At 74.3% G+C, this 18,677-nt stretch carries 18 protein-coding genes; 2 read left to right on the forward strand and 16 right to left on the reverse strand.

Annotated elements, in window-relative coordinates:
- Positions 1 to 25 precede the first annotated feature (25 nt).
- The 6 genes from BN2279_RS14065 to BN2279_RS14090 all read right to left on the reverse strand — a co-directional run bounded on the left by BN2279_RS14065 (position 26) and on the right by BN2279_RS14090 (position 6,027).
- The gene (locus BN2279_RS14065) at positions 26 to 859 is read right to left on the reverse strand and encodes a sulfotransferase family protein (RefSeq protein WP_234347821.1); all 834 of its coding nucleotides are present in this window, start codon (positions 857 to 859) and stop codon (positions 26 to 28) included.
- 123 nt (positions 860 to 982) lie between these two features.
- Complete coding sequence (thpD, locus tag BN2279_RS14070; protein WP_059009421.1) at positions 983 to 1,882, reverse strand: ectoine hydroxylase; 900 nt, start codon at positions 1,880 to 1,882, stop codon at positions 983 to 985.
- Positions 1,883 to 1,918: 36 nt separating this feature from the next.
- Positions 1,919 to 2,314 carry an ectoine synthase gene (locus BN2279_RS14075; RefSeq protein ID WP_059009423.1) on the reverse strand — a complete coding sequence of 132 codons (396 nt, stop codon included), beginning with the start codon at positions 2,312 to 2,314 and terminating at the stop codon, positions 1,919 to 1,921.
- A 69-nt stretch (positions 2,315 to 2,383) separates the two neighbouring features.
- Positions 2,384 to 3,655, reverse strand: coding sequence for a diaminobutyrate--2-oxoglutarate transaminase (gene ectB / locus BN2279_RS14080; RefSeq protein ID WP_059009425.1), 1,272 nt, complete (start codon positions 3,653 to 3,655; stop codon positions 2,384 to 2,386).
- A gap of 79 nt (positions 3,656 to 3,734) precedes the next feature.
- Positions 3,735 to 4,271 carry a diaminobutyrate acetyltransferase gene (ectA, locus tag BN2279_RS14085; protein WP_199827721.1) on the reverse strand — a complete coding sequence of 179 codons (537 nt, stop codon included), beginning with the start codon at positions 4,269 to 4,271 and terminating at the stop codon, positions 3,735 to 3,737.
- Positions 4,272 to 4,656: 385 nt separating this feature from the next.
- On the reverse strand, positions 4,657 to 6,027 hold the full coding sequence (locus BN2279_RS14090; protein WP_059009427.1) for a hypothetical protein: 1,371 nt from the start codon (positions 6,025 to 6,027) through the stop codon (positions 4,657 to 4,659).
- A gap of 239 nt (positions 6,028 to 6,266) precedes the next feature.
- On the opposite strand from BN2279_RS14090, the gene BN2279_RS14095 reads away from it, so the two are divergent.
- Both BN2279_RS14095 and BN2279_RS14100 read left to right on the forward strand, forming a co-directional pair.
- Complete coding sequence (locus BN2279_RS14095) at positions 6,267 to 7,349, forward strand: amidohydrolase family protein (RefSeq protein ID WP_407702244.1); 1,083 nt, start codon at positions 6,267 to 6,269, stop codon at positions 7,347 to 7,349.
- A gap of 183 nt (positions 7,350 to 7,532) precedes the next feature.
- Entirely contained in the window at positions 7,533 to 8,579 is a 1,047-nt protein-coding gene (locus BN2279_RS14100) for an SCO1860 family LAETG-anchored protein (protein ID WP_059009429.1), read from the forward strand.
- Positions 8,580 to 8,653: 74 nt separating this feature from the next.
- Here the strand turns inward: BN2279_RS14100 and cobC are convergent, their stop codons facing one another.
- The 10 genes from cobC to BN2279_RS14150 are packed head-to-tail and all read right to left on the reverse strand — an operon-like array spanning position 8,654 to position 18,677.
- Positions 8,654 to 9,763, reverse strand: coding sequence for an Rv2231c family histidinol phosphate aminotransferase CobC (cobC, locus tag BN2279_RS14105; RefSeq protein ID WP_059009431.1), 1,110 nt, complete (start codon positions 9,761 to 9,763; stop codon positions 8,654 to 8,656).
- A complete protein-coding gene (locus BN2279_RS14110) occupies positions 9,747 to 10,766 on the reverse strand; it encodes a sirohydrochlorin chelatase (protein WP_059009434.1) in 1,020 nt (339 codons plus the stop codon). The genes cobC and BN2279_RS14110 overlap by 17 nt, the downstream gene beginning before the upstream one ends.
- The gene (locus BN2279_RS14115; protein ID WP_059009435.1) at positions 10,763 to 11,356 is read right to left on the reverse strand and encodes a precorrin-8X methylmutase; all 594 of its coding nucleotides are present in this window, start codon (positions 11,354 to 11,356) and stop codon (positions 10,763 to 10,765) included. Before BN2279_RS14115 ends, BN2279_RS14110 begins: the two co-directional genes overlap by 4 nt.
- The gene (locus BN2279_RS14120) at positions 11,353 to 11,589 is read right to left on the reverse strand and encodes a DUF362 domain-containing protein (RefSeq protein WP_104531027.1); all 237 of its coding nucleotides are present in this window, start codon (positions 11,587 to 11,589) and stop codon (positions 11,353 to 11,355) included. The genes BN2279_RS14115 and BN2279_RS14120 overlap by 4 nt, the downstream gene beginning before the upstream one ends.
- Complete coding sequence (gene cobJ, locus BN2279_RS14125) at positions 11,589 to 13,277, reverse strand: precorrin-3B C(17)-methyltransferase (RefSeq protein ID WP_059009439.1); 1,689 nt, start codon at positions 13,275 to 13,277, stop codon at positions 11,589 to 11,591. Before cobJ ends, BN2279_RS14120 begins: the two co-directional genes overlap by 1 nt.
- Complete coding sequence (gene cbiE / locus BN2279_RS14130) at positions 13,274 to 14,554, reverse strand: precorrin-6y C5,15-methyltransferase (decarboxylating) subunit CbiE (protein WP_079032151.1); 1,281 nt, start codon at positions 14,552 to 14,554, stop codon at positions 13,274 to 13,276. Before cbiE ends, cobJ begins: the two co-directional genes overlap by 4 nt.
- The gene (locus tag BN2279_RS14135) at positions 14,551 to 15,723 is read right to left on the reverse strand and encodes a cobalt-precorrin-5B (C(1))-methyltransferase (RefSeq protein WP_059009441.1); all 1,173 of its coding nucleotides are present in this window, start codon (positions 15,721 to 15,723) and stop codon (positions 14,551 to 14,553) included. Before BN2279_RS14135 ends, cbiE begins: the two co-directional genes overlap by 4 nt.
- Positions 15,716 to 16,561 (reverse strand): precorrin-4 C(11)-methyltransferase, encoded by an 846-nt coding sequence (gene cobM / locus BN2279_RS14140; protein WP_059009442.1) that lies wholly within the window; start codon positions 16,559 to 16,561, stop codon positions 15,716 to 15,718. Before cobM ends, BN2279_RS14135 begins: the two co-directional genes overlap by 8 nt.
- The gene (gene cobI, locus BN2279_RS14145; RefSeq protein ID WP_059009444.1) at positions 16,558 to 17,304 is read right to left on the reverse strand and encodes a precorrin-2 C(20)-methyltransferase; all 747 of its coding nucleotides are present in this window, start codon (positions 17,302 to 17,304) and stop codon (positions 16,558 to 16,560) included. The genes cobM and cobI overlap by 4 nt, the downstream gene beginning before the upstream one ends.
- Complete coding sequence (locus BN2279_RS14150; protein WP_059009446.1) at positions 17,301 to 18,677, reverse strand: cobyrinic acid a,c-diamide synthase CobB; 1,377 nt, start codon at positions 18,675 to 18,677, stop codon at positions 17,301 to 17,303. The genes cobI and BN2279_RS14150 overlap by 4 nt, the downstream gene beginning before the upstream one ends.

The raw sequence follows: 18,677 nt of genomic DNA on the forward strand, positions 1-18,677 counted from the left end.
GCGGCGGCGGCGCGGAGCCGGGGCGTCAGGAGGCGGGTCGCGGAAGGAGGCCCGCCGGGGGAACGCGGTCGATGTCCCGCAGGCTGTAGCCGTAGGCGTTGGCCCGGTCCTCGAAACGCTCGCACAGCCGGCGGAACCGGCGGCGGCCGAACGGGTCGGTGGCCTCGGCCAGTTCGAGCCAGCGCTCCCGGTAGCCGCCGCTGCGGTCCCGCACCGCGCCCGCCGGGATCGGGCCCGACAGGCCCAGGAACTCCCGCACGCCGTCCAGCGTCCGCTCCGGACTGGTCACCAGGCTCTCGTAGGTGAGCAGATGCAGGTGCTCCACGCGCGCCGCGTCCTGCCGCAGCAGATCGTGCGCCCGGAACCAGTTCTCGAAGAGCGTGGAAAGGCGGGTGCGCGGCGCCCACTTCTTCGTCGACAGTGTCACGATCGCCGGGTGCCGCATGATGACGATGAAACGCGCCTCGGGGAAAAGCTTCTGGAGGAACCGCGTCATGACGAGATTCGCGGGAGATTTCTCCACCAGGAATTCACGGTCCATGTCCCAGTAGCGGCTCCAATCGGCGATCAGCCGCTCCCGGTTGGCGGGATCGGCCAGGGGTGAATTCTCCGTGATGTGGGCCGCCGGCGAAAGGGCGAACCGGCCGGGCCCCGAGCGCGTCCGGGCCGCCGCCGTCGGGTAGACCGACTGGAGGTACTGGCCCTCGTCCTCCATGGCGCCCGTGTCGTGGAAGCCGCTGACCTGCGGATGCCCGGCCAGCGTACGGGCCAGCGGCGTGGTCCCGCTGCGGTGCAGGCCCCCTATGAACACGAACCGCTGCCCGGGGCGCGGCACTTGTCCTGACGCCGTGTCTGTCATGGGATCGGTCACTGCGCAGTCCTTCGCGAGTCGTTGTCGTCCTCCGCCTCACCGCCGATTCTGTCGCACGCGCCGCGACGGCCGGGGTCCGGCCCCGGCCGTCGCGGCGCGTGCGTTCCCGGCTCAGCGGACGGGCGTGAAGTCCCGCGCGCCGATGAATTCAGGACGGCGTACGGGCGCGGCGAACGGCTCGACCGCCGCGTTCTCCACGCTGTTGAAGACGATGAAGACATTGCTGCGCGGATAGGGCGTGATGTTGTCGCCGGAACCGTGCATGCAATTGCAGTCGAACCACGTCGCCGAACCGGCCCGGCCCGTGAACAGCCTGATGCCGTGCCGGTCCGCGAACCCGGTCAGCGCCTCGTCGGACGGCGTGCCGGCCTCCTGCATCTGGAGCGACCTCTTGTAGTTGTCCTTCGGCGTGGCGCCGGCACAGCCCAGGAACGTCAGATGCGATCCGGGCATGATCATCAGGCCGCCGTTGGTGTCGAGGTTGTCGGTCAGCGCGATCGACACCGACACCGTCCGCATCCTCGGCAGACCGTCCTCCGCGTGCCAGGTCTCGAAGTCCGAGTGCCAGTAGAACCCGCTCGCGCCGAACCCGGGCTTCACATTGATCCGGCTCTGGTGCACGTAGACGTCCGAGCCGAGGATCTGCCGGGCGCGGCCGACGACCCGCGGGTCGCGGACCAGGCCGGCGAACACCTCGCTGAGGCGGTGGACTTCGAAGACGGACCTGATCTCGCCTGAGGCGGGCTCGACGATGGAGCGTTCGTCACCGCGCACCGCCGGGTCCGCGATCAGCCGGTCCAGCTCCGCCCGGTAGGTCAACACCTCCTCGGCGGAGAGGAGTCCGTCCACGGCGGCGAACCCGTCCCGTTCGAACGCGGCCAGTTCGCCGGGACCGAACGGGCCCGGCGTCCCCGGCGGGGACCACACCACGGAATCCTGGCGCGGGGTGGCCACTTCGGTCCGGCCACGGGTCGGGTACAGGTCGGCGGTGCGCTCGGGCGCGGTGGTCATGGGGGCAACTCCCTTCCGGTCGGGGGCTGGAGACGCTCAGCTCTCGGTCAGCAGCGGGTAGACACCGTTCTCGTCGTGGTCCTCGCGGCCGGTGACCGGCGGGTTGAACACGCACAGCGCGCGGAAGTCGGTCCTCGGGCGCAGCGTGTGGCGCTCGTGGCCGTCCAGCAGGTACATCGTGCCGGGCGCGATCCAGTGCTTCTCGCCGGTCTCCTCGTTGGTCAGCTCCGCCTCGCCCTCGACGCAGAAGACGGCCTCGACGTGGTGCGCGTACCACATGGAGGTCTCCGTGCCCGCGTAGAGCACGGTCTCGTGGAACGAGAAGCCGACCTTCTCCTGGGCGAGGACGAGGCGCTTGCTGCGCCATGTGCCGGACGCCGCCTCGACGTCCCGGTCGGTGCCCTCGATGTCGGCGATGGATCGGACGATCACAGGTGCTCACTCCTTTTCTCTTCGTCGCTGTCGGCCCCGGCGCCGGGCGCGGTCACCGGCGGGGCCGTCTCACGCGGTGTCGCGCACGGCCCTGGCCAGCACGCGCAGGCCCTCGTCCAGCTCCTCCGGGGCGATGGTCAGCGGCGGGATCAGCTTGACGACCTCGCCGCGCGGCCCCGACGTCTCCAGCAGCAGCCCCAGCTCGAACGCCCGCGCGCAGACGGCGCCGGCCCGGTCCGCGTCGTCGAACTCCAGGCCCCAGATCAGGCCCCGGCCCCGGTACGACGCCCCGGCGGACGCCTGCTCGGCGACGATGCCGCGCAGCACGGCCTCCACCTGCTCGCCGCGCCCGATGGTCTGCTTCTCCATCTGTCCGTCGGTCCAGTAGGCGTCGAGTGCCGCCGTGGCCGTGACGAACGCCGGGTTGTTCCCCCGGAAGGTGCCGTTGTGCTCGCCCGGCTCCCAGATGTCCAACTCGGGCCGGAACAGCGTCAGTGACATCGGCAGTCCGTAGCCGCTGATGGACTTGGACACCGTGATGATGTCGGGCACGATGCCGGCCTCCTCGAAGGAGAAGAACGGTCCGGTGCGCCCGCAGCCCATCTGGATGTCGTCGACGATGAGCAGCATGTCGTGACGCCGGCACAGGTCGGCCAGGGCGCGCAGCCACTGCGGGCGGGCGACGTTGACCCCGCCCTCGCCCTGCACGGTCTCGACGATGGCGGCGGCGGGCTTGTTGAGCCCGGACCCGGAGTCCTGGAGGAGCCGCTCGAACCATATGAAGTCCGGTGTGCGGCCGTCGAGATAGTCGTCGAACGGCATCGGGGTGCCGTGCACCAGCGGGATGCCCGCCCCGGCGCGCTTGAAGGCGTTGCCGGTCACGGCGAGCGAGCCGAGCGACATGCCGTGGAAGGCGTTGGTGAACGAGATGATCGACTCGCGGCCCTTCACCTTGCGGGCCAGCTTCAGCGCGGCCTCCACGGCGTTGGTGCCGGTCGGGCCCGGGAACATCACCTTGTGGTCCAGGCCGCGCGGGCGCAGCACCACGTCGCGGAAGGACTCCAGGAAGGTGCGTTTCGCCGTGGTCGACATGTCCAGGCCGTGGGTGATGCCGTCGCGTTCCAGATAGTCCAGCAGGGCCCGTTTCAGAACCGGGTTGTTGTGCCCGTAGTTGAGCGAGCCGGCGCCCGCGAAGAAGTCGAGGTAGGGGCGGCCGTCCTCGTCGTAGAGGTAACTGCCGCGCGCGCGGTCGAAGATGACCGGCCAGCCACGGCAGTAGCTGCGCACCTCCGACTCCAGGGTGGTGAAAACGCTGGGTTCGGGCTGGGTGAGGAGGGTCACGGCGTTCTCCTGTGTGCTCAGGGGTCGTTCGGTCGGACCGGGCCGGGCGGGCGTGGGGCGCGGGTCCAAGGGGCCGGTGTCAGGGCATGGCCGCGAGCGCCAGCGGCCCGATCCGGTACAGCACTTCGGGCTGGTGCCCGCGCTCGGGGAAGGCGGCGGCCTCGAAGAGCACTTCGCGCGTCAGGGGCGCGTCGTGCCGTTCGGCGAAGGAGGCGAAGAGGCGGTCGGAGGCGGCGTTGTCCGGCGTGACCGTGGTCTCCAGCGCGCGGACGCCGAACTGGGTGACGGTCCGGCGGGCGAGGGCGTCCAGCATCGAGGCGGCCAGGCCGCGTCCGCGCCGGTCGTGGTCGACGGCGACCTGCCAGACCAGCAGCGTGTGCGGGGCGCGGGGGCGGACATACCCGGTGATGAAGCCGACGGGGGCGCCGGCCGTGTCCCTGGCCACGACGGAGGTGTGCGCGTAGTCGCGGCACCAGAGCAGGTAGCTGTACGACGAGTTGAGGTCCAGGACGCGGGAGTCCCGGGCGATGCGCCACATGGCGGCCCCGTCGCCGGGGCGGGGTCTGTCGAGCGTCAGTCCTTCGGGAATTTCCAGCAAATCGTGCGGGGCGGTCATGTCGATTCAACCTACCCACCGACGATGCGAATCGCACTGGCCTTCGGTCTTAACAAGGCGGGGTCGGGCGTGTTATCGCGCGTGCGCGGGACATCGCCGTCGCGCACCCGATAAATGCCCTGATCTGTCCGTTAGTTACCGGACAAAGCGGGCATGGATGTGGAGTCCGTCACACAGGGGCAACGCCGTTGTGAGGTTCGGGAAATCTGTGAAGTCTCCGTTTGGTCCTCGGAAAAGCGGGCAGAAGCGGCCCGTGCGCTGTATCCCGGGAACCCCGGTAAACCGTTGCGGAATTGCGCGGGAAAACGGGGATAACGCGGCTAGTCCCTCCCGGGGCGCGGCCCACCGGTCCGTGGGCCGCGCCCGGCGAAGGGACCGGGTGGGATCAGGCGGCGTCCGCCGTCTCCGTGGGTGGGCAGGTGAGGCCGCAGTTGATCACGGTGCCCAGGGAGCTGATGGGGGCGAAGACGCAGGAGTTGACACCGGCGCCCCCGTCGACGGTGCCCGCGTTGCTGCCGTCGGGCGGGGCGGGCGCGCCGGCCGTCAGCGTGATGACGTCGTCCAGCGGGCCGCCGGTCCCCGTGCCGCCGACGACGTTGGCGACGCCGCCCGTGGTGGTGCCGTCGCCGCCGGCGATGTCGATGGTGTTCACGCCGTCCCCGCCGGTGATCTCACCGGCGTTGCCGTCGCCGCCCGTGGCGCCCGCGCTGTCCGCGCCCTCCACCAGGATCGTGGTGTCCCCGGGACCGCCCTCGATCAGCCCGGAGTTGGCCGGGGGAGGCGCCGGGGCGGCCGGGTCCAGCGCGTCGCCGCCCGCGACGGTGATCGTGGTCGGCAGGGCACTGGTGGCCGTCACGGTGCCCGTGTTGCCCGCGCTGCCCTGTGCGCCGTCGCCGCCCGTGACGGTGATCTCGGTCGCGCCGACGCCCGGCGCGCCGCCCGCGGCGATGACGCCGGTGTTCCCCGCGCCGCCCGACGCCAGGCCCAGCCCGTCGCCGCCGTCCGCCGTGATGGAGCCGCTGTCGCCGCCGGTGATGGCCCCGGCGTTGCCGTCGCCGCCGGAGTCCGCGGGGCCGTCGCCCTCGCTGTCGCCGCCCTCGACGAGGATCTCCGCGTCGGCGGCGCCGCCGGTGATGCCGCCCGTGTTGCCGTCGCCGCCGTCGGCGGGACCGCCGTCCCCGCCGATGACGGTGATGTCCACGGTGCCGGCCTGGGCGCTGATCGTTCCCGCGTTGCCGACCGCGCCCGGCTGCCCCGGCGCCTCGGGGTCGCCGGCGATCACGGTCAGGTCGGCGGACTCGCCCAGCAACTCCACCGTTCCGCCGGGGGCTATGCCGTCCCCGACGAGCGGCGCGACCTCGATGGTGTCGTCGGCGCCCTGGGCGATGATCGTGCCTTCCACCGGGCCGTTGAGGGTGAGCGTGGTGGTGCCGCCGGCCACGGTCGTGATCGTGTCACCCGCGGCCAGACCGCAGGAGCACACGATCGTGTTGTCCACACCGGGGACGCCGATGATCGTGTTGCCGTTCGCGTCGGAGGCGGACTGCGCCTCGCCGTTGACCGTGCAGACCGTGCCGAGCGCCTGGGCCGGTGGCGCCGTCATGACGCTCGCCGCCAGGGCCGCCGCGGTCACCATGGCCAGGCGCGCGCCGCGCCGCCCGGCGGCGGACCGCCGGGGGCGGCGGCGCCATCTTCGTCTCGTGCCGCCGGGGAAGAAGGGCGCCGCGTCGGGCGGCGGGATGGCGGGGGGTGTCACGGTGATGCTCCTTACCGACCGGGTGAGAGGACAGCGTTCCGGCTCCCGGGAAGGGACGCGGATACGCTCCGGTCAGTGCTCAGCACACCGCGTGACCGCCCGCCTCGCATCCCGGCGGCAGCCGAGCAGGGTGCACCCGGGTGGGCCGCGCCGGGTGAGGGATGGCTGCCGATCATGGAGAAACGTTTTTCTCCGGCCTCCGCGACCCCCCGGTCGGCGCGCGTGTGACGATGGGGCGCGTGTCTGTACTGCGCATCAAGGGACGCGTGCTCGTCGGCCCGGACGACGACGTGCGCGATGAACTGTGGGTGATCGGCGGGCGGATCACCTTCGAACGGCCCGTCGCCGCCGGGGACGTCACCACGATCGAGGGCTGGGCGCTGCCCGGCCTCGTGGACGCCCACTGCCATGTCGGTCTCGACAGGCACGGCGCGGTCGACGACGCCACCAGCGAGAAGCAGGCGCTGACCGACCGCGACGCCGGCACGCTGCTGATCCGCGACGCGGGTTCACCGGCCGACACCCGCTGGATCGACGACCGCGAGGACCTGCCGCGCGTCATCCGGGCCGGCCGGCACATCGCACGCACCCGGCGTTACATCCGCAACTTCGCGCACGAGGTGGAGCCGGACGACCTGGTCGCCACCGTGCGGCGCGAGGCGCGGCGCGGCGACGGCTGGGTGAAGATCGTCGGCGACTGGATCGACCGCGACCTCGGTGATCTCGCGCCCTGCTGGCCCGCCGACGCCGCCCGCGCGGCCATCGCCGCCGCCCACGAGGAGGGGGCGCGGGTCACCGCGCACTGCTTCGCCGAGGATTCGCTGCGCGATCTGGTGGAGGCGGGGATCGACTGCGTCGAGCACGCCACCGGGCTGACCGAGGAGACGATCCCGCTCTTCGCGGAGCACGGGGTCGCGATCGTGCCCACCCTGGTCAACATCGCCACGTTCCCGCGGCTGGCGGCGGGCGGCGAGGGCAAGTTCCCCCGCTGGGCGGATCACATGCTCCGGCTGCACGCGCGCCGTCACGACACCGTGCGCGCGGCCTGGGACGCCGGGATCGCCATCTTCACGGGCACCGACGCGGGCGGTTCGCTCCCGCACGGGCTGATCGCCGGGGAGGTGGCCGAACTCGTCGCCGCGGGCATCCCGGCCGAGGACGCGCTCGGCGCCGCGACCTGGCGGGCGCGTGCCTGGCTGGGCCGGCCGGGACTGGTCGAGGGCTCCCCCGCGGATCTCGTCGTGTACCCGGCCGACCCGAGACAGGACGTGCGCATTCTGACGGAACCGAGCCATGTGGTGCTCAGGGGGCGCAAGTTCTGATGAGAGGCGAGTGGGTCCTCTGTCAATAATGTGATGAAAACTCACTCGATTGTGTGAAGATACGGAAGACTACTGACGTTTGAGGTTCTAAACCTCGATGATGGCGCACGTCCCAGTCACCGGTTCCGGATTCCCCTGTCCGGCCGCTCCGGTGACGTCAAGCCATACCAAGGGGTACCACACGTGTACAACTCTGCCTACCGCCGACTCGGTTCGCGCCGGTCTGCGGTGCTGGTCGCCACCACCGCCGCGCTGCTGGGGTCCGTCTCCCCGGCTCTCGCGGCCGAGGGCGACCAGGACGAACGGGGCACGGCGAGTGCTGCGGTGCTGCGCACCGCGCTGGATGTCTCGCTGCTGAACGGCACCGCCCAGGTGCCGCTCAACTTGACGCTCAACGAGGTGACCGCTCCGGAGAGCGAGGACGTCGCCCTGCTCACCGCCCAACTGGACGGTGTCCACAACGGCGAGACCTTCGAGGTGCTGGACGCCGCTGTGGCGTCCGCCAGCGCCGAGTCGGACGAGACGGGGTCGCGGGCCGATGTCTCGCTGGCCGACGCCATGGTCCACGTCCCCGGCCTCCCGGGGACGTCGGTGATCGAGATCGAGGCCGTGACCGCCAGTGCGATCTGCGCCACGGGGGAGGCGCCGGTCGCCGAGGCCGACTTCGGGGCCGAGGCTCTGGTGCTCGGTCAGGAAGTCGACCTGGAGGTCGAAGGCACCACCGAGGTCGACGTGCCCGGTGTGGGCGTGGTGACCCTGGCGCTGTCGAAGACGGAGACCACCGACACCACCGCGGCGGCCACCGCCCTTGACCTCGCGGTGTCCATCAACCCGGGTGCGCTGAACGTCGCGACCGTGGAGGGTCAGATCACCCTGGTCGAGGCCGAGTGCACCACCGCGGCCGGCAACGGCGGTTCCGCCTCCGGCGGTAACGCCACCGAGGGCACGGACTCCGAGGGTGCCGACGGTGGTTCCGCCACCGAGGGCACCGACGGCGACGACGCCGGCTCGGGTTCCGCCACCGAGGGCACCGAGGGCACCGACGGCGACGACACCCAGTCGGTCGCCGGTGGTTCCAGCGCCGAGGACGGCGGTCCGGACCTGGCCGAGACCGGTAGCGACTCCAACATGCCGCTGCTCGCCGGTGGCGCCGTGGCGCTGCTCGGCGCCGGTGCCGGGGCTCTGTTCCTGGCCCGTCGTCGCGCCGCGCGCACCACTGCGGCCGGCTGACGGTAGCAAGGCACACTGAGGGGGGACCCGGCTCCATCGGGTCCCCCCGACGTCTTTCCCGCGATGGTCCTTCCCTACGCCGCCGTGCCGGCCGTGCCGTTCTCGCCGTCCTCGTCCGCGAGGGCCCCGGCCAGCGCCGCGACGAGCGCGTCGGTCGTCGTCCGGTCCCTGACCGCGAGCCGCAGCCAGCCGGGCCCGAGCCCCGGGAACGTGTCACCGCGCCGCACCGCGTAGCCCCGTTCCCGCAGCCGCAGCCGCAGCGCCGCCCCCCGGGGGTGGTGCACCAGCACGAACGGCCCCGCGGAGGCCGCCGTGGCGGTCCGCAGCGACGGGAACGCGCCCAGCCGGGCCAGGAGATGGGCCCGGTCCGCGGCCGTCTCCAGCGCCGCCTCGGCCGCCTCGGCCAGCGCCCGCCCCGACGAGCACGCCTCGGCCGCCGCCAGCGCGGGCGCCGACACCGGCCACAGCGGCTGGGCCTGTGCCAGCGCCTCGATCAACTCCGGCGCCGCCAGCACGTAACCGATCCGCAGACCGGCCAGCCCCCACGTCTTGGTGAGGCTGCGCAGCACGACCAGTCCGGGCAGCGTCCGGACGGCCGGGACCAGCGTCTCCCGCTCGCCCGGCACCGCGTCCATGAACGCCTCGTCCACCACCAGCACCCGCCCCGGGCGGGCCAGTCGGGCGATGCCGGCGGCCGGGTGCAGCACCGAGGTCGGGTTGGTCGGATTGCCGACCACGACCAGCCCGGCGTCGTCCGGCACCGCGTCCGGGTCCAGCCGGAACCCGTCCGCCTCGCGCAGGATGACCCGCCCCACCTCGTGCCCCGCGGCCCGCAGCGCCGCCTCGGGCTCGGTGAACTGCGGGTGTACCACGACCCGTCGGCCGGTCACCCGCAGCGCCCTGGCCAGCAGCACGAACGCCTCGGCGGCGCCCGACGTCAGCAGCACGCACTCCTCCGGCAGCCCGTGCCGCCGGGCGACCGCGCGACGGGCCGCCCGGCCGTCCGGGTAGGCGGCCAGGGACGTCAGGGAGGCGGCGATCCGGTCCCGCAGCCAGGGCGGCGGGGTGCCGGTCCGTACGTTGACCGCGAGATCCACCAGCTTCACGCCCTCGGTGTCCCGCAGTTCGGCGTCCCCGTGGTGGCGCAGGTCCGCCGCCCCGGCGGGGTCAGTGGGCGTGGACATGGCCGTGCTCGTGATGGTGGTGCCCGTGCCCGTGGTGATGGCCGTCGTCGTCGGGGTGGTGGTGCGGCTGCTGCGGCGCCCCGACCTTGTCCTCGAAGCCGGGCAGCGTGACGCGGTACACGCAGGCGTCGCAGTTCATGCGGATGTCGCCCTCGATCGCCTCCCGGTACCTGGCGAGCACCAGCGCCGCCAACTCGTCCGTGGGGCCGATGACATCGGCACACCGCACGTCCGTCTCCGGCCGGTCCGCCGCCCACGCCCGCGCCTGCTCCCGCACCCGCTCCGGCAGCACCCCGGTGAACAGGAAGTACGGCAGCACCACGACCCGGCGGGCCCCCAGCGCCCGGCAGCGGTCCAGACCGGCGGCCACGTCGGGAGCGGCCAGCGACACGAACGCCGTCTCCACGCCCGCGTAACCGCGTCCCTCCCACAGCAGCCGGGCCGCCTTGAACCCCTCGGCGTTGGCGTCCGGGTCGGTCGAACCGCGCCCCCCCCTGCGCCTGTTCGTCCGCGCCTGCGCCCCGGGCCTGACCCGCGCCCGCCCCCGTATCGTACACCCATCGCCCGCTGGCGCAGATCGGAGTGTATAAGAGACGGCTCCCCCCCCCCCCGCGCCCCCCCGCCCGCCCCCCCCCCGCCGCTCCAGCACCGACAGCAGCGACGGGTGCGGACCGAGCGGACGGCCGTAGGCGAACGACACGCCCGGCTGCCGCAGCTTCTCGCGGGCCAGCGCGGCCGGGATGTCGCCCTTGGCGTGCCCGGCCGCCACCAGCATCAGCGGAACGGCCGCGAAGCGCCGCACGCCCCGCTCCACCAGGCCGGCCACGGCCTCGGTGAGCGGCGGCGGCGACAGCTCGATGAAGCCGCCCGCGACCGGCACGTCGGGGAGGTGCCGCGCGCCGAGGTCGTGCACGAACGACCGGAACGCGTCGGCCCCTCCGTCGTCCCGGGTGCCGTGGCCCACGACGAGCAGGGCGGGCGCGGACGGAGCTGAGGGTGTCACTGGTACTCCTCGGGAGGTGCGGATGAGGGGGTGTAGAGCAGGGCGTTGAGGGCGGCGGCGGCCACGGCCGAACCACCCTTCTCGGAGATGTTGCTGACGGCGGGCAGGCCGCTTTCGCGCAGCGCCTGCTTGCTCTCCGCCGCGCCGACGAAACCGACCGGCAGGCCGATGACGAGCGCGGGCGCGGCGTCCAGGGCGATCAGCTCGAACAACGCGGTGGGCGCGCAGCCGATCACCCACACCGCGCCCGGACCGACCTCGGCCAGCGCCAGCCGCACGGCGTGCGCCGAACGCGTCAGCCCGGGACCGGCCTTGGCGTCCGCCAGCCGGCAGACGGTCTCCCGCCGGGTGATCCCGGCCGCGACCATCTCCACGTCCGTGACCACCGGCGCACCCCCGTGCAGCGCGCGGTGCGCGGCGCGCAACGCGCCCTCGTCGGCGACCAGATCGGTCAGGTAGCCGAGATCGGCACTGGAGTGGATGACCCGCTCCACGACGGCCCGGGTCAACGGCGGCAACCCGGAAGTGTCCACGCGGGAACGGAGGATGCGGTAGGACTCCTCCTCGATGGGATGAACGACACGCGTCACGGCATCTCCTGGTAGGGGCGGGACGTCATCCGCGGCCCGCCGGCCGGGGGTTCGTCGGTCAGGTCGATCGCGTCCACCGGGCACACCTCGACGCACTCGGCGCACCCCGTGCACAGGTCGGCACGGACCAGCAGGGTGCCGCCGAGCGGGCGGATCGCGTGCGTGGGGCACGTCAGCAGGCAGGCGCCGCAGCCCGCGCAGCGGTCGGTCACCCGCACGGGCGCGGTGGCCATCACGCCTGCCACCGGTAGCCGCGCGGCGTGACCATGCGTCCGGCCACGACGCGGGTCGCGGAGTTGCCGACCAGCACCACCGTCATCATGTCCACCGTTCCCGGGTCGAGCGCGGCCAGCGTCGTCAGCGCCCACGACTCGTCCGGCCGGGACGCGTTGCGCACCACCCCGACCGGCGTGTCCGGCGCGCGGTGACCGGCCAGCAGCTCCAGCGCCTTCGGAAGCTGCCAATCCCGGCCCCGGCTGCGCGGGTTGTAGAACGTCACCACCAAATCGGCGGACGCCGCCGCCCGTACCCGGCGCTCGATCACCTCCCACGGCGTGTGCAGGTCGGAGAGGCTGATCGAGACGTGGTCGTGCCCCAGCGGAGCGCCCAGCACGGCCGCCGCGGCCAGCGCGGCCGTCACGCCCGGGACGCCCACCACGTCGATGTCCTCCGACGCCCCGGCCAGCGCGGGCGACGCCATCGCGTACACGCCCGCGTCGCCGCTGCCGACCAGCGCGACCGCGTACCCGGCCCGCGCCTCCTCGACGGCGGTGCGGGCCCGTTCCTCCTCGGCGCCGAGCCCGGACTCCAGCACCCGGGCGCCGGGGCGGATCAGGTCACGGACGCGGTCGAGGTACTGATCGAGCCCGACCACGACCGCCGCCCGCCGCAGTTCGTCCGCCGCACGCGGCGTCAACAGGTCCCGCGCGCCCGGCCCCAGGCCCACCACGGCCAGCCGCCCACGCGGGCGCCGCCGGGCGACCGCGCAGGTCGCCATGGCCGACTTCCGCTTCTCGGCGACCAGTTCGCCGCCCGGGCCGGCACCGGTCAGCGCCGCGGCCTCCGCGACCGACGCGGTCCCGACGGCGGCGAGCGGCGCGTCCGACGGGTTGGGCACGGACACGGCGGCCAACTCCTCGGCCGGGTAGGTCCACAGCTCCACCCCCAGCCGCCGTGCCGCCTCGTTCAGCCCGGCCTCGTCGGCCTTGGCGGTCACGGTCGCCAGCGCGGCCACGCTGCGCCCGGACAGTCCGGCCGAAGCCAGCGTCTCCTCGACGAGGGTCAGCACCTCCTCCGCCGCCACGCCCCGGCTGGCGCCCACGCCCACGACGAGGGACGGCGGGCGCAGCACGGCGGTCGTCCCGTCGTCCGGTGCCAGGAGCCGGTCGGTGACCGCGAGCGTCCACGAACCCGGGGCGGCGGCCGTCACGTTGGGCGGCAGCGCGGGCCACGGCCAGGTGGCGTCGGCCCGCAGCGTCACCGGCTCGCCGTCGAGGATCGCCCGCGACACGGCGGCGGCGGCGCCCTCGACCGGCAGGCCCAGCGTGTCGAGCCCCGGGATCCCGGCCGCGTCCGTCGCCGTGGTGACGACGGGGTCGCAGCCGGGCAGCGCCTCGGCCCCCGCGCGCGCCAGGTCGTTGGCGCCGCCCGCGTGGCCGCCGAGCAGGGCCACGGCGTGGCGGCCCGCCTCGTCCACGCAGACCACGCCGGGATCGGCCGACTTCTCGGTGAGGAGCGGCGCGAGGAGCCGCACGGTGGCGCCGGTGGCCAGGAAGCAGACGAGCTGGTCGCACTCGGCGAACGCGCGCCGCACCGCGTCACCGGCGGGCCCCTCGTAGACGCGGGTGCGGTCGGGCCACACCGTCGCCAGCCGGTCGCGGGCGGCGGCACCTGCGGCGGTGGCGGAGATCAGGCCGATCACGGGAGTGCTCCTTCTTGTCGCGGTTGCGCTCGATGCGGTTGCGCTCGCTGCGGGCCGGGGCGCGGAGCGCGCGAACCCCACAGGACGAAAACGGGGTTGACGGCGGCCAGCCGCGTCACATCGCCGGGCAGCGGGGCCAGCCGGGCGGACTGGAGCAATACGCCGTCGGGCACCAGGCCCCCGGCCGCCAGCGCCTCCCGGGCCGCCGCCACGCGGTCCAGCGCGGCCAGCGTGACGACGACCGCGCGGCGCGCGCGGCGCGCGCAGGCCGTCACGATCGCCGCCAGGTCCGCGCCCCCGCCGCCGACGAACACGGCGTCCGGGTCGGGCAGTTCCTCCAGCGCGCCGGGCGCGGTGCCGTGCACGGCCTGGACGTCCACGCCGTGCGCGGTCGCGTTGGCCAGGCAGCGGGCGACGCCGTCGGCGGTCCGCTCCACGGCGATCGCCGCCGCGCCCAGCCGGGCGCACTCCACGGCGACCGAGCCGGAGCCCGCGCCGACGTCCCACACCAGGTCTCCCAGCCGGGGCCCGAGCCGGGCCAGAGCGAGTGCCCGCACCTCGGACTTGGTGACCATCGAGTCCCGGTGCGCGAACGCGGCCTCCGGCAGCGCCCATCCGTCCGGGCCGGGCGGCGGGCCGCCGATGGTCCGCTGCGCGGGCGCCACGGCCCGCGTCCCGTCCAGGCACAGCACCACGTGCCCGCTCTCCGGCCAGTGCCGCGCGGCGGCCTCGGCGGGGGAGAGCCGGACGACGCGCTCGCCGCCGTCCGGATCGCCCCGGGCCGTGGCCACGACGAGCGTGCGCGGCACCCCGGCGGTCGCCAGCGCCGCCCCCAACTCGCCCGGCCCGGCGCCCGGTCCGGTCAGCACGGCCACCTTGGGCCGGGCCCGGCAGACGTTGACCGCGACGCGCGGGTCGCGGCCGTGCGCGCTGACGACGACGGCGTCGTCCCACGGCAGCCCGGCCCGGGCGAACGCGACGGCCACGGCGGGTGCGGAGGGCCGCACGTCGAGCGCCGCGGACCCGAACCGGTCGGCGAGCACCCGCACGATCCCGAAGAACCCCGGGTCCCCCGACGCCAGCACCACGACCCGGCCGCCGGCCCGCACCCGCTCCTCGATGGTCGTCAACGCAGGGGCGAGCGGGCCCAGTTCGACGCGCTCCGCGTCCGGTGGCAGGGTGGCCGCCGCGAGGTGGCGGCGGGCGCCGACCACCAGCGCCGCGTCGCCGACGACCGCGCCGGGGCCGCCCGTTCCCACGCCCAGGACCGTGATCACGGCGCCTCCCGCAGCAGTCCGCCCGGCGGGGCGGCGGCGATCAGCGTCTCGCCCGTGAAGTCCACCATCGCCGCCTCCGCGACGATCCGGCCGTCCACGAACCGCTCCAGCACCCGCGCCACCCGGCGGCACAACTCCTCACCGGCCGTGGCCAGCAGACCGGCGGACTCCCACAGTTCGTACGCGTGCCGGGCCGTGTTCGCCGCCGCCACCGCGTCGGCCAGCGACGCGGGGCCGCCCACCGCCCCGGTGACCTCGGCCAGCACGCCGGTGTCCACCTTCGATCGCGTGTAGTGGGTCATCAGCACACCCGACGCGAGCTTCGTCAGCTTCCCGATCATCCCGACGAACACCACCCGGGGCAGCCCGCCCTCCACCGAACGCCGCAACGCCGCGCCCGTGAAGTCGCCGACCTCCACGAACGCCACGTCCGGCAGCCACGGCAGCATCCGCATCGCGCCGCGCTCCGTCCGGCCGCCCGTGCACAGCACCATGGCGGGCACGCCCTGCGCCGCCGCCACGGACACCGCCTGCTCCACGCTCGCCCGCCATGACGCCGTGGAGAACGGCCGCACGATGCCCGTGGTCCCCAGGATCGAGATGCCGCCGATGATCCCGAGCCGCGCGTTCGTCGTCTTCCGCGCCCGCACCTCGCCGTCCGGCACGCTGATCGTCACATCGACACCGTGCTCCGCGACGTCGATGACCTCCCGTACCGCCTGGTCGATCATCCGGCGCGGCACCGCGTTGATCGCCGGGCCACCGACCTCGAGTCCCAGGCCGGGCCGGGTCACCACACCGACACCGACGCCGCCGTGCAGCGCCAGCCCGGGCCGCTCGCGCCAACTCACCGTCGCCGTCAGACAGGAGCCGTGCGTCACGTCCGGGTCGTCGCCCGCGTCCTTCACCACGACCGCCTCGGCGCGCCCGGCGCGCAGCAGTTCGGCCCGGTCCACGGCGAACGTCACCCGCTGCCCGGACGGCAGCGCCACCTCGACCCACCGCTGCGGCTCGCCCGTCGTCAGGTGCAGCGCGGCGGCCCGCGCCGCCGCCGACGCGCAGGTGCCCGTCGTCCACCCGGTGCGCAGCGCCCGTTGCCGGGCCTTGGCGGTTCTCGGCAGATCCGGCTCGCGCAGCTCGGGGCCCTCCTCCGGCCGCCCCTCACTCATCGTGGCCCGCCTTCGCCGCCCGCAGCACGTCCCTGGCGCCGCGCTCGGCCCGCCGGAAGCCGTGGAAGTGGCCGGGGTGATAAAGGTGCGAACGCGTGCCGGACGCCGCGAGCGCCGGGCCGACCAGGAACAACGTGTGCTTCCACAGCCGGTGTTCCTTGACGGTCTCCTCCAGCGTCTCCACCGTGCAGTCCAGGATCAGTTCGTCCTCCCACGTCGCCCGGTACGCCACGATCACCGGTGTCCGCGGGGCGTAGCCGCCCGCCAGCAGCTCCCGCGCCAACTGCCCGGAGCGCGCCGCCGACAGGAACAGCGCCATCGTCGTGCCGTGCCGCGCGAACTCCCGGACCTCCTCCCCGGCCGGCATCGGCGTCTTGCCGCCGCCCAGCCGCGTCAGGATCACCGACTGCGCCACCTCGGGAATGGTCAACTCCCGCCGCGCCAGCGCCGCGACGGCCGAGAACGCCGACACGCCCGGCACGACCTCCACCTCGACGCCCAGCTCCTCGCAGCGGTCGATCTGCTCCTGGGTGCCGCCCCACAGGGCCGGATCCCCGGAGTGGACCCGCGCGATCCGCGTCACCTCGCCGCGTGCCGCGCGCTGGTAGACGGCGATCACGTCCTCCAGCGACATCGCCGCCGAGTCCATGATCTCCGCGCCGGGCCGGGCGTGCCCGATGACATCCGGGTGGACCAGGCTGGCCGCCCAGATCACGACATCCGCCTCGGCGATGGCCCGCGCGCCCCGGAACGTGAGCAGATCCGCCGCCCCCGGCCCGGCCCCCACGAACGTCACCTTGCCGTGCCCGGCATGTCCCTCGACAGGCTCCTCGTTCACAGCTTTCCTCCCCTTCCCGTCCGGCGTGCCGGAGCGATCAATGTGGACAGGTAGGGGAGTTCACCGTTCTCCGGCAGCTCCCCGGCCGGGCGGATCGACTCCTCCGGCAGGCCCAGGGCCGAGCCCCACACCGCGCCCTCGGCCCGGCCGGTCTCGTGCAGCGCGGCGACCACCTCGCCCGCCAGGCGCCCGAACTTGTAGGCCACGACGGTGCCGGGCCCGCGCAGCGCCTCCCGCAGCACTTCGGCCCCGGCGGTCACCGGCACCAGCGTCAACGGCTCGGTGCCCTCGGTCAGTACGGCACCGCCGCGCGCCGCGAGATCCTGCATGGCGGTGATGCCCGGCACCGTCTCCACCCGCAGTCCCGGCACCGACTCGCCCACGGTCTGCGCGAGATACGTGAACGTCGAGTACACGTTCGGGTCGCCGATCGTGGCGAACGCCACCGAGCCGTGCTCCCGCAGGAGTTGGGCGACGCGTTCGCCCGCCGCGTCCCACGCGGCCTCCCGCCGCGCCCGGTCGGTGCGCTCGTTGAGCGCGAACACGACCCGCACCACCCGCTCGGCCGGCACGTAGTGCAGCACGGTCGCCTCGGCCCGCCCGCGTTCGCCCGTGTCGAGCACGGGCACGACGACGACGGCCGCGCCGCGCAGCGCGTTCACGCCTTTCACGGTGACCAGTTCGGGATCGCCGGGGCCGACGCCGACTCCCGTCAGCAGGGGGACGGGCTCTGCGGTGCTCATGGGGTGCTTCCTGTCGTGAGGGTGTGGGCGGCGGCGCGTTCCACCAGCCGCCCGGCCGCCGAGGGCACGGCGGCCCAGTGTGTGTGCAGGTACGAGGCGTGCACCCCGTCCCGCACGAAGCCTTCGGCGCGGCGCTCCGGGTGCGTGACGCCCCACGCGGGCCGTTCGCCCGCGCCCGGTTCGACGACGGTCCGGTGGAACTCGTGTCCCCGCACCCGCGTTCCGGCCGCCACCAGCGCGTTGTCGCCCAGCGCGACCGCCGCCCGGTACCCGAGGGTCAGCCGTTCCGACATCCGGGCCGTGGCGTCCAGCACGCCGCACATCGGCTTGCCGTCCAACGACCGCGCCAGGTACAGCAGTCCGGCGCACTCGGCCGCCACCGGCGCGCCGCCGGCCGCGAGCGCGGCCACCGCCGCGCGCAGCGGCTCGTTCGCGGACAGCTCCGCCGCGTACACCTCGGGGAACCCGCCGCCGACGACCAGCCCGGCCGTGCCCTCCGGCAACGCCTCGTCGCGCAGCGGGTCGAACACCGCGACCTCCGCGCCCGCCGCCCGCAGCGCCTCGGTGTGCTCGGCATAGGAGAACGTGAACGCCGCCCCGCCCGCGACGGCGATCACCGGCCGTTCCGGAAACGTCCGTTCGGGCCGAGGCGGGGACCAGGCGTCCGGGGGCAGCGGTGGCGCGCTCCGTGCCAGCGCCCACACGGCGTCCAGGTCCACGCCGTCCCGCACTTGTGCCGCGAGCGTCGCGACGGCCGCGACCGCGTCGGCCTGCCGCTCGGCCACCGGCACAAGTCCCAGGTGCCGGGCGGGAGTCCGCACCTGCGGCGCGCGCCGCAGGACACCCAGCACCGGCACCCCGGAGGAGTCGAGCGCCTCGCGCAGCAGGCTCTCGTGGCGTGCGGAGCCGACCTTGTTGAGGATCACGCCCGCCAGCCGCACCCCGGGGTCCCACGACGCGAAGCCGTGCACGAGCGCGGCGACGGAACGCGACTGCGACGACGCGTCCACCACCAGGACGACCGGCGCCCGCAGCAGCTTCGCCACCTGCGCCGTCGAGCCCAGCTCGCCCTCGCCCGCCGCGCCGTCGAACAGGCCCATCACGCCTTCGACCACGGCGAGTGAGGCACCGGCCGCGCCGTTCACGAAGAGCGGCGCGATCAGTTCGGGACCGCACAGATAGGGGTCCAGGTTCCGGCCGGGGCGGCCGGTCGCCAGCGCGTGGTAGCCCGGATCGATGTAGTCCGGGCCGACCTTGTGACCGGAGACCGTCGTCCCGCGCGCGGCGAACGCGGCCATCAGGCCGGTGGCGACGGTGGTCTTGCCGCTGCCCGAGGCGGGCGCGGCGACGACCAGGCGGGGCAGGGTCAGCAC

Source organism: Streptomyces specialis (assembly GCF_001493375.1).
Lineage (GTDB): Bacteria > Actinomycetota > Actinomycetes > Streptomycetales > Streptomycetaceae > Streptomyces > Streptomyces specialis.

What these genes read in the sequence shown, in the direction of transcription:
- BN2279_RS14065 (WP_234347821.1), bottom strand. Translation starts at nt 859, where the DNA reads ATGACAGACACGGCGTCAGGACAAGTGCCGCGCCCCGGGCAGCGGTTC.
- thpD (WP_059009421.1), bottom strand. Translation starts at nt 1,882, where the DNA reads ATGACCACCGCGCCCGAGCGCACCGCCGACCTGTACCCGACCCGTGGC.
- ectA (WP_199827721.1), bottom strand. Translation starts at nt 4,271, where the DNA reads ATGACCGCCCCGCACGATTTGCTGGAAATTCCCGAAGGACTGACGCTC.
- cobC (WP_059009431.1), bottom strand. Translation starts at nt 9,763, where the DNA reads ATGTCCACGCCCACTGACCCCGCCGGGGCGGCGGACCTGCGCCACCAC.
- BN2279_RS14120 (WP_104531027.1), bottom strand. Translation starts at nt 11,589, where the DNA reads ATGGCCACCGCGCCCGTGCGGGTGACCGACCGCTGCGCGGGCTGCGGC.
- BN2279_RS14135 (WP_059009441.1), bottom strand. Translation starts at nt 15,723, where the DNA reads ATGAGTGAGGGGCGGCCGGAGGAGGGCCCCGAGCTGCGCGAGCCGGAT.
- cobI (WP_059009444.1), bottom strand. Translation starts at nt 17,304, where the DNA reads ATGAGCACCGCAGAGCCCGTCCCCCTGCTGACGGGAGTCGGCGTCGGC.